Origin of the sequence: Azoarcus indigens, assembly GCF_004361735.1 — a bacterium.
Classification (GTDB): Bacteria; Pseudomonadota; Gammaproteobacteria; order Burkholderiales; family Rhodocyclaceae; genus Azoarcus; species Azoarcus indigens.
Map to the genome: position 1 here is coordinate 1 of NZ_SNVV01000044.1, position 13,765 is coordinate 13,765.

9 protein-coding genes are annotated in these 13,765 nt (G+C 67.3%); 6 read left to right on the top strand and 3 right to left on the bottom strand.

All coding sequences use genetic code 11. The features are described 5' to 3' along the window. Positions 1–4,742, bottom strand: a 4,742-nt coding sequence (locus C7389_RS24355) for a two-partner secretion domain-containing protein (RefSeq protein ID WP_162851834.1), incomplete at its 3' end; no start/stop codon positions are given. 59 nt (positions 4,743–4,801) lie between these two features. Continuing rightward, on the bottom strand, positions 4,802–6,439 hold the full coding sequence (locus tag C7389_RS24360; RefSeq protein ID WP_281275414.1) for a ShlB/FhaC/HecB family hemolysin secretion/activation protein: 1,638 nt from the start codon (positions 6,437–6,439) through the stop codon (positions 4,802–4,804). A 490-nt stretch (positions 6,440–6,929) separates the two neighbouring features. On the opposite strand from C7389_RS24360, the gene metX reads away from it, so the two are divergent. Together metX and metW are read left to right on the top strand one after the other, a co-directional pair. Next, on the top strand, positions 6,930–8,057 hold the full coding sequence (gene metX / locus C7389_RS24365) for a homoserine O-succinyltransferase MetX (protein ID WP_133595268.1): 1,128 nt from the start codon (positions 6,930–6,932) through the stop codon (positions 8,055–8,057). Positions 8,058–8,059: 2 nt separating this feature from the next. Continuing rightward, positions 8,060–8,638 carry a methionine biosynthesis protein MetW gene (metW, locus tag C7389_RS24370; protein ID WP_133595269.1) on the top strand — a complete coding sequence of 193 codons (579 nt, stop codon included), beginning with the start codon at positions 8,060–8,062 and terminating at the stop codon, positions 8,636–8,638. 175 nt (positions 8,639–8,813) lie between these two features. Here the strand turns inward: metW and C7389_RS24375 are convergent, their stop codons facing one another. Continuing rightward, a complete protein-coding gene (locus tag C7389_RS24375; protein ID WP_133595270.1) occupies positions 8,814–9,131 on the bottom strand; it encodes a hypothetical protein in 318 nt (105 codons plus the stop codon). Positions 9,132–9,436: 305 nt separating this feature from the next. Between C7389_RS24375 and C7389_RS24380 the strand changes: the two genes are divergently transcribed. The 4 genes from C7389_RS24380 (at position 9,437) to C7389_RS24395 (ending at position 13,382) form a co-directional block, all read left to right on the top strand. Further along, on the top strand, positions 9,437–10,957 hold the full coding sequence (locus C7389_RS24380; protein ID WP_133595271.1) for an AmpG family muropeptide MFS transporter: 1,521 nt from the start codon (positions 9,437–9,439) through the stop codon (positions 10,955–10,957). Between the two features lie 25 nt (positions 10,958–10,982). Next, on the top strand, positions 10,983–11,699 hold the full coding sequence (locus C7389_RS24385) for a uracil-DNA glycosylase family protein (protein WP_133595272.1): 717 nt from the start codon (positions 10,983–10,985) through the stop codon (positions 11,697–11,699). A 95-nt stretch (positions 11,700–11,794) separates the two neighbouring features. Then, the gene (can, locus tag C7389_RS24390) at positions 11,795–12,448 is read left to right on the top strand and encodes a carbonate dehydratase (RefSeq protein ID WP_133595273.1); all 654 of its coding nucleotides are present in this window, start codon (positions 11,795–11,797) and stop codon (positions 12,446–12,448) included. Positions 12,449–12,476: 28 nt separating this feature from the next. Then, entirely contained in the window at positions 12,477–13,382 is a 906-nt protein-coding gene (locus C7389_RS24395; RefSeq protein ID WP_133595274.1) for an ROK family protein, read from the top strand. Positions 13,383–13,765: the final 383 nt, after the last annotated feature.

Sequence of the window (13,765 nt, forward strand, 5' to 3'; positions counted from 1 at the left end):
GCGTTGGACCAGGTGTGGCGCTTGTCCTGGGTGAAGCGGCTGTTGCTCTCTTCCACCGAGGCGATGAGCAGGTCGCGCCCGGCAGAGAGCTGCATGTCGGTGCCCGCGCTCAGCACACTGCCGAGGTTGAGCAGGTCCTGCCCGGCCGACAGCGACAGGCTCTGTGCCGCTTCGATGCGCGAGGCTGCATCGACCAGGCTGCCGCTGATGGCGAAGCCGGTGCCGCTGCCGGTGTAGGTGGTCACCGCACGTTCGTTGATGAGATCGCCCGCCAGCGTGGTGAGCTCGACGTTGCGCCCGCTCAGGATGCCACCGCGGGTGTTGACCAGGCTGTCGGCGGCCAGCACCGACAGGCGCTCGCCCGCCTGCATCAGCCCGGCATTGACCACCGTGGTGGCCGCCGCCGAGAGGTTCTCGGTGGCGCGCAGCGTGCCGCTGTTGGCCAGCGTTCCGCCGGCGATCAGCGTGAGCTCGCGGCCCTGGATCAGCGCACCGGTGGGCGCCAGCCGGCCTTCGCCCTGGGCGAGGTAGAGCACAGGCACCAGGACTTTCTCGCCGGCAACCTCCTGCTCTTCCATCCAGACGATGTCGTGCGTCAGCGCCGCCACCTGTTCGGCGGTCAGGCTCACCCCCACGGAGAGCCGCAGCGCATCCTTGGAGGCGACGGCGTTGTCCATCAGGTAGCGGAACGTCGCTTCGTCGGAGTTCAACCCGTCCAGGTAACGCTGGCCGGTGCGGGCCAACACCGCCTGCTGGATCAGCTTTTGCTCGTAGAAGCCGTCGCCGAGGCGGCGCTGGGCTTCATCGGTGTCGTAGCCGAGCAGGCCCAGCAGGTAGTCCGAACTGAGGAAGCTGGAGAGGCTGGTGAGCGCCGGATTGGTCTCGATCAGGTAGCGGTGGCTGGAGGAGGACGTACCGGCGGGAACGGCCAGCGCCCCCACGCCGTCGTTGCCATCGGCCCAGTGGAACAGGCCGTTTTCTCCGGTGGGCAGATTGAAGCCGGGCAGCGCCAGGGGATCGACCCGCTGCTGCGACAAGTCAGGCGGCAGTTGAGCATTCAAGGTAACGATCGCTACCGCGGCGCTATTGCCCACGCTGGTGTCCGCGCTGTGGCTGCTGCCGCTGACCGCTCCGGGGACAGCCACGTCGTTGAGCAAGGAGCCCGCGACCTCCACCGTTGCACTGCCAGCCGCCTGGATGACCGCCGACGCCGCCACGCCTGCGGGTGTGGTAACGGTGATGTCCGAAACCAGCTTGTCGGCGAAGTAAGGCGCGATTGGCACCTCTTTGGGCAGAGATGCCGCGTTGTAAGGATGGATGTAAGCGCCGATGAAGCTCTCGTTGGTCCCGTCGGTAACCCAGCCGCTATTCCAGGTGCGGGTGCGCACCGTCGTCCCGGTGGCGGCACCGATGTTGGCGAGAGAACCCGCCTGGATGCTGAGGCCTGCGCCGGAGGCGATGGTGCTGTAGCGGTTCTCGACGGTATTCGCGGTAATCGTCAGGCCCGCGCCACCCTGGATGAGGGCGGACGGGGAGTCTTCCACGATGCGGCTTTCGAAGGTCTCGGCGGCGACGTAATCCACGTTGTGGTGATCGCCGCTGCAGTCGTAGCACACCCACCACATCGAGCCGGCCACTTGCTCGCTGGTCATGGCGAAGGCGCTCTTGCGATTGACCAAGGACTGGGTGGCCATTGTCAGAACGCCGGCCGCCTCTATCGAGGAGGACGCGTTGTCGACGAGGGTGGCGGCACTGCCATCGGCCATGCCAGCCAGGTCGATCGCGCCAAAGCTGTAGATATCGGCGTAGCTGTTCTCCAGGCTGGCGAAGCGCAGGCTCATGTCGCCGCCGCTGAAGATCAGGCCGTTGGTGTTGGAAAGGGTGCTGGCGCGCAACTCCAACTCGCCCGCGCTGCCCAGGGTGCCGCGGTTGTCCAGGCTGCCCGCCCTGAGCGTCATGTCACCGCCAGCGGTAAGCCGCCCTTGACTGCTCAGGCTGCCGGCTACCTCCACGGAGGCATCGCCGCCTGCGGCAACGACCGCGGTGCTGCCCAGTTGCACCGCAGCGGCTTTCAGTTCCAGGTCGCCACCGGCGGCGAGACGGCCCGCGCCCGAGTAGCTGCCGGTGAGGGTGAGCGAGAACAGGCCATCGCTGGCGAGCAGGCCATCGTTGTGCCAGTCGTCGCCATTGCCCTCGAAGGATTCGGTGGCGATCAAGGCACCGTCGGCCGTCAGGGTGAGCTTGCCGATGTTGAGAACCAGCTTGCCCGCCTGCAGCACACTGCTGTTGATCCACTCATCAGCGCTAAGGGCGAGGGTGCCGCCGCTGGCAAAGCTGCCGCCGACGCCGGCGGCAGTCTGGCTGGTGACCTGGAAATCGCCGTCGCCCGCGTGGACGAAGCTGCCGTTCTCGTTCTGCAGGGAAGCCGTGGCCACGCGCAAGGCCTTGTTTGCACTCTCGACCTTGCCACCGCGGTTATCCATCGTAGCGGCGACGATCTCGGTTGCATCGTGGCTGCCGACCGCACGCAAGGCACCGTGGCCGTTATCGATCGCGTCGGCGCTCAGGGCGAGGTCGCCGCTGCTCTCGATCAGTCCTTCCCGGTTGTCTAGACTGGCCCCGGCATCGATCCCGATGTTGGCTGCACCCAGCGTCCCGCCGCGGTTATCCAGGCTACCGAGCACGGCATCAAGGTCGCCGGCCGCATAAACACTGCCTGCACGGTTCAGGAGCGATGCCGTCTCAAGATGAAGCGGTCCGCCGAGCGCGGCGATGCGGCCGGCGTTGTTATCCAGCAGACCGCCCGCCGAGACGCTCAGACGCTGCCCTTGCAGCACGCCACCGGCGTTGTCCATCTGACCGGCAAGCTCAAGGCTCAGCGCACCGTCCGTGCTCGCTATCGTGCCGAGGCCATTGCTCACCTCTGCGGCCTGGATATCGAGGTCCCCGGCAGCAATGACGCTGCCCTCCGCATTGTTCAGCTGCCCGGCGAGCACCACGGCGGCCTTCCCATCGCTCTGCACCACGCCGCTCTGGTTGTCCAGTTCGGCCGCCTGCAACTCGAGCGTCTCGCCACGGCTGTACACCACGCCATCGCTATGGTTGTCGAGCAGGCCGGAAAGAGAGAGGCTCAGCGCCCCGCCGCTTACCACGGAACCAGAGGCACTGTTGTCCAGGCTGATGGCGGTGATGCCCGCAGCGGTATCGCTGGCGAGAACGCCACCGGTGTTGTCGATATCGCCTGCGGTCAGGCGCAATTCGCCGCCTGCAAGCTGCCCGCCGTGGTTGAACAGGCTCTGGGTGAGATCGAGTTCGAGCAGCCCCACCGCGGCAAATACACCACCCTGGTTGCTCAGCTCGGCGCCAGTAAGCTTCATCCCCGCACCGGCATAGACTTCACCGCCATCGTTGTGCCAGCGATCGAAACCGGCGACGAGACTCCCCCCTGCGCTGACGAGTCCGCCGCCGTTGCTCAGATCGTCGACGGTACTGAGCCAGAGCCCTCCCACGCTGGCGAGCAAACCGCCATCGCGGTTGTCCAGCGAGGCCACCTCGATGCGCATCTCGCCACCGGCCAGCAGTTCCCCGCCCCGGTTGTCCACTGCGCCGCCGACAAGCTCCAGCTTGTCCAGGGCATGCATCCTGCCGTGGTTTGTCGTGCTCTCCGCGCTTACAGCCAGGGCTCCACCGCTCTGCATCTGACCCGCGTTGTCGATCTCTCGTGCAGCCAAGGCCATTGCGCCGCCGGCCAGAAGCTCGCCTTCCACCGCCAGGCGGTTCTCCGCTGTAACCTCAGCCGCGCCGCCGGCATGCACCGCCTGTCCCAGCGTCACATCCTTGGCGGCTAGCGCCACATCCCGCGCCGCCACAGCCCGGTTCAGCGTCAGGCGCCCGGCCGAATCGATGCGGATATCCCCCGCGCTGGCGGCAAGATCGCCAGCCAGCCGCACGCCGACGCCTGCCTCCGTACCCAGCAGCATGATGCTGTTCGCGTACATGCCGCCCAGCGCGGCGCTGTCGATGGCGAGCAGCGGGGTGGCGCCGTCTGCCGCCAGCGCGGTGGCGGAAAGGTCATCGGCGGCGACATCGTTGCGGCCGGCGATGATGTTCAGGCGCTGCGCGTAGAGCTCGGCGTTGATCTTGGCGCTGCGGGTGATGAGGTCGAACTGGTCGATGTTGCTGGCGTTGAGTCCGGCGCCGTCGATGGCGATCTCGCCGCCGTCAACACGGAAGCCGGCCAGCCGGCCGTCCTCGATGCGCGGCGTGCCGGTGCTGAGGGTGACCCGCGGTGTGTTCAGGAAGCCGCAGCCGTTGCAGCTGATGCCCCAGGGGTTGGCGACGACCAGCCGCGCCGCCTGGCCGGCGATCTCGGTATAGCCCGCCAGCGAGCTCGGCCGCCCGCCGGTGACTTCGTTGAGGATCAGGCGGGCGGCCTCCTTCCCCTGGAGATTCGGGTTGCCGACGATGTAGCCGCCGAGCTGGGTGCTCTGGTAGGCCCCGTTGGCGTTGTTGAGGATGAGGCCCTGCGTGCCGACGTTGTAGTCGTTGAAGCGGTTGTGGGACAGGCCCCGTTCGTTCGGCGCGGCGATGTTCACCACCGGTACGCCATTGCCCGCCTGCCCCATCGTGGTGGCGCCGCCGGCGATCGAAATCTGCGCCATCGCCGGCCCCAGGGGATTCAGCGCCAGCGTGGTCATCAGCGTCCAGGCCAGCACGCGGGCGAAGGGCGTTCGCAGGTTCATCGGTTCCTCAAGCGGGCGGGCGGCAATTCGGCGGCATGCGTCTTTCATGGCGGGAGGAGTCAGAGAAAGAATTCGAGGCGGAAATGCACCGGGTGCTCGCGCTTCTGCAGGGCATTCGGACGGGCGAGGGATTGGGCGAACATCAGACTGGCGCGCATGTGCCGGCCGCGGGTGGAAAACTCGATGGCGCGGCCGCTGAGGCGGCCGTGCTGGCCGCTGGCTTCGTTGTAGCGGTCGCGGTCTATCAGGCCGACGTCCCAGGCCAGGGTGACGGCGAACTCGCCCAGCACGGCGGGCGGCCAGTTCGCGGCCTGCTCACCGAACAGGTCCGGCGGAACCGGGCGGCGCCAGCGCAGCTGGTTGCGCCAGTAGCCGCCGCTGTCGCCCGCCAGCGCCTGGTCCTTGTATCCCCGCACGGAGCCGGGCCCGCCGATGCTGAGGCGGCGCGGGCCGTAGAGCACGTCTTCGCTCTTCTGCACATAGGCCAGGCTGTCGAAGGAAAACGCCTGCCCGGCCAGGTCGAAGGGCTGCAGCACGCTGGCGGTGAAGGTGTACTTGTTGTACTGGGCGTGCGCTTCGTCGCCGGCGGGATGGTGGTCGGTGCGCCCGCCCAGGGCGGTGATGCCTTGCTGCCAGCCAAGATCCAGGTTGACGAAGGCCGAGCCCAGCCGCCGGCCGTGGTTCAGCCCCAGCCCGGCCTCGGTGAGGCGCTGGCTGCTGACATCCAGCAGGCTGCCTTCGATGTAGTTGCGGGATTCGACCTGATTGAGCACCGCATTCGCCGAGGTCTTGCCAACCGCGTCGCGGTGAAGCAGCCGCTCCGCGCGCAGCTCGTGGCTGCGGCTGACGCCCGACATCTCGAAGACGAAGCCGGTGGCCTCGTTGGGGCTGCGGTAGTAGCTCTGGCTGTAGGTGTAGGAGAAGGTCCACCAGCCCCAGGGCAGGCCGTAGTACAACATGGCGTTGTCGGACGCGCGGGCGCGGTCCTCCCGGGCGTTGGCGCCGGCCCGGACCATGAACTGGTCTGCCAGCCCCAGCGGCGAATCCAGCTCCAGCCCCACCGCCCATTGCTGCTGCCCGGTGCTGCGCTGACCGTCGTTGTGGCGGGTGAAGGAAAGCCGCCAGGGCTTGTCCGGCTGGTTGGCGATGACGGCCTTGCTCCCGCCCACGGTTTCACCGGGTGTCAGCTCCACGGCCGCACGGTTGGAGGGCAGGCGGTTCAGCTGATCGACCAGTTGCTCCAGCTCGCGGAGATTGAGGAATTCACCCACCCTGCCCGGGAAGGCCATCTCCAGTTCGCGTCCGCTCAGTCCGCTCCCGTCTCCCGGCGCCACCCCTTCGAGGCGCCCTTCAACCACCACCACTTCCAGCGTACCGCTGCCCAGGTCCTGCTCGGGCAGATAGGCGCGGGAAGTGACGTAGCCGCGGTCGATATAGAAATCGGTGATGTTGCGCAGCAGCTCGTTGAGATCGCCCGCGGCCAGGCAGCGGCCCTCGAAAGGTGCAATCAGCCGCCTCCGCGTCTCGGCATCCGGCAGGGTGGCGCCTTTCAACTCGATGCGGCGGATGTCGAAACACTGCGCCGGGGCGGGCGCGGCCGGCTCCGTCTGCGCCGGCGCGGCCCCCGGCAGTTGGCGCAATTCCCGCAGCCTGCGCTCCTGCTCCTCAAGCAAGCGCTCCTGCCTTTCACGGCTCATATCCAGCTCGCCGGGGAGCAGCGCCTGGGCATGCAAAGAGCTAAGGCTTGCGAGGCAGAGCCCCAGAGCCGCAAGGCAGCGCTTCGCGGCCGCGTGGATGACGGGAAGATGATGAGAAATGAAAGACGGCACGTCAGCAGAATCCAGCAGCAGGGGCCATGACTCGTCGCCCGCGGGGACTCGATGACAGGCTTGGGGAAAGTGAGCGCTTACGAGGTGCGCATGCTTACAGCACAGAGACACAAGCCCCATGACATATGTCAACGCATTAACTGTTTGCGGAAATTGATGCGTGACTTTTGTCACGCGCTGCATAACGCGCTGCCGCGACCCGCGCTGGTTTGACTTTTCCGCCCCCCCGCGCTAACGTCCCGCCACTTAGCGCCGATTTGAACCACAGCTTGCGGGCGCTCAATAAATCCGGCTAAAGCGAGGGCGACCCAGTCCGCGTTTCCTAGCCGGCTGGGTTTTTTGTTTTCTGAAGCCGAACATGACCGCACCCCAATCCGTCGGGATCGTCGCGCCGCAGACGGCGCACTTCGCCGAGCCGCTGCCCTTGCGCAGCGGCGGCACCCTGGCCGGCTACGACCTGGTCTATGAAACCTATGGCACGCTCAATGCCGACCGCAGCAACGCGGTGCTGGTGTGCCATGCGCTGTCGGGCTCCCACCATGTGGCCGGCGTTTATGCGGACGAGCCGCAGAACGTGGGCTGGTGGGACAACCTGGTGGGGCCGGGCAAGCCACTGGATACCCGCAAGTTCTTCGTCATCGGGGTGAACAACCTCGGCGGCTGCAATGGCAGCGCCGGGCCATGTGCGCTCAACCCGGCAACCGGCCGGCCCTGGGGCGCGGACTTTCCCTTCGTCACCGTGGAAGATTGGGTGGACGCCCAGGCGCGGCTGGCGGACCGCCTCGGCATCGCCCGCTTCGCTGCGGTGATGGGCGGCAGCCTGGGCGGCATGCAGGCGCTTTCCTGGACGCTGCAATACCCGGAACGGGTGGGCCATGCGGCGGTGATCGCCTCGGCGCCCAAGCTCACCGCGCAGAACATCGCCTTCAACGAGGTGGCGCGCCAGGCCATCCTCAGCGATCCGGACTTCCACGGCGGCCACTACTACGAGCATGGCGTTGTGCCGGCGCGCGGGCTGAAGCTGGCGCGCATGGTGGGCCACATCACCTATCTGTCCGATGACGCGATGGCGGAGAAATTCGGCCGCAGCCTGCGCCACGGCAAGGCGGTGTACAGCTATGACGTCGAGTTCGAGATCGAGTCCTACCTGCGCTATCAGGGGGACAAGTTCGCCGGTCATTTCGACGCCAACACCTATCTGCTGACGACCAAGGCGCTGGACTACTTCGACCCGGCCTTCTCCCACGGCGGCGACCTCACCGCCGCGCTGGCGCGGGCGCAGGCGGACTTCCTGGTGGTCTCCTTCACCACCGACTGGCGTTTCTCGCCGGCGCGCTCGCGGGAGATCGCCTACGCGCTGATGCATAACGGCCGCCGCGTGAGCTACACCGAGATCGACTGCCCCGCCGGCCACGACTCCTTCCTGCTGGACGACCAGCAGTACCACGCGGTGCTCACCGCCTGGTTCGACCGCATCGAGGTGTGAGCATGCGCTACGACTATGAAGTGATCGCCGAGTGGATCGCGCCGGGCGAGAAGGTGCTGGACCTGGGCTGCGGCGACGGCAGCCTGCTGCGCCACCTGGCCGAAGTGCGGCAGATCTGCGGCTACGGCGTGGAGAACGATCCGGAGAAGCTGCTCGCCTGCGTGAAGAACGGGGTGAACGTGATCCAGATGGACCTGGACAAGGAGCTGGAGGGCTTCGAGGACGGCTTCTTCGACCACGTCATCATGAGCTTCTCGCTGCAGGCGGTGCACAACACCCAAGGCGTGCTGGCGGAGATGCTGCGGGTGGGCCGGGAGGCGGTGGTGAGCTTCCCCAACTTCGGCTACTGGCGCCACCGCCAGAGCATCCTCAACGGCCGCATGCCGGTGTCGGAGAGCCTGCCGCACCAGTGGTTCAACACGCCCAACATCCGCTTCTTCACCATCGCCGACTTCGAGGCGCTGTGCGAGCGCAACGGCATCGCCATCCGCGAGCGCCTCGCCTTCGACGAGGGCAAGCTGGTGCTGGACGAGCCCAACTTCCTCGCCAGCGCAGCGGTGTATCGGCTGGGGCGGGACTGAGCCCCTGCGAGCCGGCAGGCTCGCAGGCCGGGGGAAGGGCCGCCGGCTGCTTGCCCGGCGGCCGTGCCGATCTCAACGCATGAAAGCCCGGGAATCCGAGTGGCGGAAAAGACGTTGCGCGTGGCGATCGCCCCCGTGATCGCCACGCGCCGCCGGCCGTGCCGCGGAGCGCGCTTCAGCCGACGATGAAATTGGGCACATCGATACGGATGACCGGTCGTGGCAAAGCCACCGCAGCCGCGACGGCGAAGCGCCGCGCCCACTCGCCTGGATCCCGGAAACGCGCCTCGCCCCCGTACTTGGCCACGTTCAGGATCATGTCGAGCACCAGGACCTTGCCCATCGGGTTGGACGGCGTGCACTCCAGTGCATCGAATTCGTCCGCCAGCCAGGTTCTCGCATCCTCCTTGCCCATCCCCGCCATGTCCGCCGCAGCGACGGCGAATTCGTATTCCCGGTCTGCGCCGAAAGATACGATCACGACTTGCGTCATGACGGGAGTCCTCCTCCTTTGGTCTGGATTCAATGACCCAGTGCGGGCATTGTCGGCAAGCGGCATGTAGGGCGCAAGCAACGTATCGAATTGTGTTCACCTCGGTAACAAGCGCCCGCCGCGGACCACCCGCGGGAGTCTGCCACAGCAGCCCTAAGGGGAGCGGGGTCGCCGGGGATGGGGGCGATCTGGGATAATCCCGCAACTCTTCGCCCGGACCCTGCCGTGCCCGTCGTACATCCCCCCGCCGCGATCCCCCGCCCCATCCCGAACCCCGCCCCTGTCATCACCGGAACGGTGCCGGCGTGACCGCCGCCAGCCTGGGCCGCGGCTGGCGCCTTGCCGCCATCCTCGTCCTCGGGTTCGCCTCCGGCCTGCCACTGGCGCTGGCCGGACAGGCGATGCAGGCCTGGCTCACGGTGGACGGGGTGGATCTGGCGACCATCGGCTTCTTCGGCCTGGTCGGCATTCCCTACACCTTCAAGTTCCTGTGGGCGCCGCTGATGGACCGCTTCGAGCCGCCCTTTCTCGGCCGCCGGCGCGGCTGGCTGGCGCTGACGCAGTTCGCGCTCGCCGGCGTGCTGTGGTGGATGGCGCAGCTCTCGCCGGCCAGCACGCCGCAGCTCTTCGCCGTGGCCGCGGTGCTGGTGGCCTTCCTCTCCGCCTCGCAGGACGTGGTGGTGGACGCCTACCGCACCGACCTGCTGCCGGAAGAGGAGCGCGGCCTGGGCGCTTCGGTGCACGTCTTCGCCTACCGGCTGGCGATGATCCTGTCCGGCGGCGTGGCGCTGATCTGGGCCGGGCAGTGGCAATCCTGGCCGCGGGTGTACCTGGTGATGGCGGCCATCATGGCGGCTTGCGGACTGGTTTCCTTGCTGGCGCTGCCGCGCGTGGCCGCCAGCCTGCGGGCGCTGGACTCCGATCCGAAGAAAGAGCTGGCGGGCTTTGCCGCCATGCTCGCCGGAGTGGCCGCAGGCTACTGGCTGGCGCGCTCGGTGCTGATGCTGGCCGGCCTGGACCCGAACGACGCCAACAAGTGGATACAGCTGCTGTTCGTGCTGGCGGAAATCGCCATCGCCCTGCCGCTGGGCTGGTGGGCGGCGCACAAAGTCGGCTTCGAAACGCTCAACCGTTCGCTCTCCAGCTACTTCGCCCAGCGCGGCGCCGCCGCCTTCCTGGCGCTGATCATCCTCTACAAGCTGGGCGATGCCTTCGCCGGCAGCCTCACCACGCCCTTCCTGCTGAAAGGCATGGGCTTCTCGCAGGAAGAGGTGGGCATCGCCAACAAGCTGATTGGCATCTGGCTGACCATACTCGGCGCCTTCATCGGCGGGCTGATCATGACGCGGCTGGCGCTGTACCGCTCGCTGCTGGTGTTCGGCGTGCTGCAGCTGATCTCCAATTTCGGCTTCTACGTGCTGGCCGAGCTGGGCCGCGGCGCCTGGGGCTCGGTGATGCTGCCGGCCTTCGACTGGGGCGTGATTTCGCTGCATGAGGACACCCGGCTGGATCTGCTGCTGCTGTCGGTGATCGCCGGCGAGAACATCACCGGCGGCATGGGCACGGTGGCCTTCGTCGCCCTGCTGATGGCGCTGTGCAACCAGCGCTTCAGCGCAACCCACTACGCGCTGCTGTCGGCTTTTGCCGCGGTCGGCCGCATCTATGTCAGCCCCCTGTCCGGCGTGCTGTCGGAGAGCATAGGCTGGCCTGCCTTCTTCCTCTTCTCCATCGTCGTCGCCGCGCCCGGCGTGCTCATGGTCTGGCTGCTGCGCGACGCGCTGAACCGCCTCGGCCGCCCCGCCCCGGCAACAGCGATGGACGATTGAACCGCCCACTCCGCAACGAGCCTCCATGACCGCAAACGCCCTGATCACCGCCGCCCGGCAACTCTCCACCGCGGTGGATGCCATGCGCTTCGGCCCGCCGGTAAGCCATGTCTACAACCCGCTCGATTACGCCTGGAACATCCACGAGGCCTACCTGCGCCGCTACGGCGAAGGCCGCAAGCGCGCCATCTTCCTCGGCATGAATCCCGGCCCCTTCGGCATGGCACAGATCGGCGTGCCCTTCGGCGAGATCGCCAGTGCCCGCGACTGGCTGGGTCTGGAAGGGCCGGTGGGCCAGCCTGCGGTCACCAACCCCAAGCGGCCGGTGGAAGGCTTCGCCTGCAAGCGCTCGGAGGTGAGCGGCCAACGCCTGTGGGGCTTGTTCCGCGCCCGCTTCGGCACACCGGAGGCCTTCTTCGCCGACCACTTCGTGGTCAACTACTGCCCGCTGGCCTTCTTCGAGGAAGGACGCAACCTCACGCCGGACAAGCTGCCCGGCACCGAAGCCCGCCCGCTGCTGGCCGCCTGCGATGCGCACCTGCGCACGGTGGTCGAGGCGCTGCAGCCGGAATGGCTGATCGGCATCGGCAACTGGGCGGAAAAGCGCGCCGCCGAGGCCGTGGGCGACATGGACGTGAGATTCGGCCGGGTGCTGCACCCCAGCCCGGCAAGCCCCGCCGCCAACCGTGGCTGGGCCGAAGCCGCCACCCGCCAACTGACCGACCTGGGAATCTGGAAATGAAGCGCCGCCGTAAAGCGCCTGCCGCTGACAGGCCAGAATCACTTATTCACAATGACGAAACGCCGCAATCGGCCCCTGCCCAACAGGAACCCCCTATGAGCCAAGACATTCAGCAACTGTTCGACAACAACAAGGCCTGGTCGGAGCGCATCCACGCGGAAGACCCGGAGTTCTTCCCCCGCCTCGCCGCGCAGCAGTCGCCGGAATACCTGTGGATAGGCTGTTCCGACAGCCGCGTGCCCGCCAACCAGATCATCGGCCTGGCGCCGGGCGAGGTCTTCGTCCATCGCAACGTCGCCAACGTGGTGGTGCATACCGACCTCAACGCGCTGTCGGTCATCCAGTACGCGGTGGATGTGCTGCGGGTGAAGCACATCCTGGTCGTCGGCCACTACGGCTGCGGCGGCGTCAAGGCCGCCCTCAACAACAACCGCCTGGGCCTGATCGACAACTGGCTGCGCCACGTGCAGGACGTGCGCGACCGCCATGAAGGCGCGCTCGCCGCCATCGAGGATCCCAACGCCCGGGTGGACCGCCTGTGCGAATTCAATGCCATGCAGCAAGTGGTGAACATCTGCCACTCCTCGGTGCTGCGCGAAGCCTGGGAGCGCGGCCAGGGCGTGGCGGTGCATGCCTGGTGCTACGGCCTCAAGGACGGCCTGGTGCGCGAACTCGGCGTCGCCGCCCGCAGCCGCGAGGAAGCACTGGACCAGTACCGCGACGCGGTGGAAGCGCTGGCCCGCGGCTAAGCCGCCGGCGGGCCGCAGGAGCAGGCGGATGAGCCTCCGCATCGGCATCGATCTCGGCGGCACCAAGATCGAGATCGTCGCCCTGGCCGCCGACGGCGGTGAGCGCCTGCGCCGCCGCATCCCCACGCCGCAGGGGGACTACCCTGCCACACTGGCGGCGGTCGCCGGCTTGGTACGGCAGGCAGAGGTGGAACTGGGCGCCGCCGCGCGCATCGGCATCGGTACGCCCGGCTCGCTGTCGCCCTGGAACGGCCTGATCCGCAACGCCAACTCCACCTGCCTCAACGGCCAGCCGCTGAAGCAGGACCTGGAAGCCCTGCTCGCACGTGAGATCCGCATCGCCAACGACGCCGACTGCTTCGCCGCCTCCGAGGCGTTCGATGGCGCGGGCGCTGGAGCGCAGTCGGTGTTCGGCGTGATCCTCGGCACCGGCGTCGGCGGCGGCATCGTCATCAAGGGCCAACTGCTGCAAGGCGCGAATGGGGTCGCCGGCGAATGGGGCCACATTCCGCTGCCCCTCCCCGACACCACCGATCTCCCGCTGCCGCCCTGCTACTGCGGGCGCGCCGGCTGCCTGGAAACCTATCTGTCCGGCCCCGGCCTGGCGGCAGACCACGCCCGCCGCCACGGTATCCAGCTGGATGCGGAAACCATCGCCGGCGCCGCCGCGGCCGGCGATGCCGCCTGCGAAGCCACTTTGCAACGCTACGAAGAGCGCCTGGCGCGCGGCCTGGCCATGGTCATCAATCTGCTGGACCCGGAAGTGATCGTGCTGGGCGGCGGCCTGTCTCGGCTCTCCCGTCTCTACCTCAGCGTGCCCCAGCGCTGGGCGCGGCATGTGTTCTCCGACGGCATCCGCACCGTGCTGCGGCCGGCCCTGCATGGCGACGCCTCCGGCGTTCGCGGGGCCGCGGCGCTGTGGCCGGCGGCCTGATGCCACTGCCCATTCCGGGCATACACCCCAGCGCCTAATCCTTTAGCGTGAAGCGCAGCAATGATGCATCGCACCAATCAGGTGCCGTGCAATGCGATTACTTGCGGACCAATATTTGCTGGGCCTTTCACCCGTCTTATACGAAAGACTGATAGTCCAATACAAAAATTCATTGACGCGCCTGTTGCGACGCACCATGAATCGGACTATTCTTTGAACCGTCTCCTCCACCCTCCTCCTTTGGTGTGGATTTAGCCCGGGTCCGCAAGGCACCCGGGCTTTTTTCTTGGTTCATCGCGCCTTTCCGGGGAAGGCGGCCTTGATCTTCAGGAAGAAATAGGCTGAGTCGCGGAATCCGTAGGCCATGCGCTTGATGACCTTGA

Coding starts and splice junctions, on each gene's coding strand:
- C7389_RS24360 (WP_281275414.1), bottom strand. CDS start 6,439: ATGAGCCGTGAAAGGCAGGAGCGCTTGCTTGAGGAGCAGGAGCGCAGG.
- metX (WP_133595268.1), top strand. CDS start 6,930: ATGACCGCACCCCAATCCGTCGGGATCGTCGCGCCGCAGACGGCGCAC.
- metW (WP_133595269.1), top strand. CDS start 8,060: ATGCGCTACGACTATGAAGTGATCGCCGAGTGGATCGCGCCGGGCGAG.
- C7389_RS24375 (WP_133595270.1), bottom strand. CDS start 9,131: ATGACGCAAGTCGTGATCGTATCTTTCGGCGCAGACCGGGAATACGAA.
- C7389_RS24385 (WP_133595272.1), top strand. CDS start 10,983: ATGACCGCAAACGCCCTGATCACCGCCGCCCGGCAACTCTCCACCGCG.
- can (WP_133595273.1), top strand. CDS start 11,795: ATGAGCCAAGACATTCAGCAACTGTTCGACAACAACAAGGCCTGGTCG.
- C7389_RS24395 (WP_133595274.1), top strand. CDS start 12,477: ATGAGCCTCCGCATCGGCATCGATCTCGGCGGCACCAAGATCGAGATC.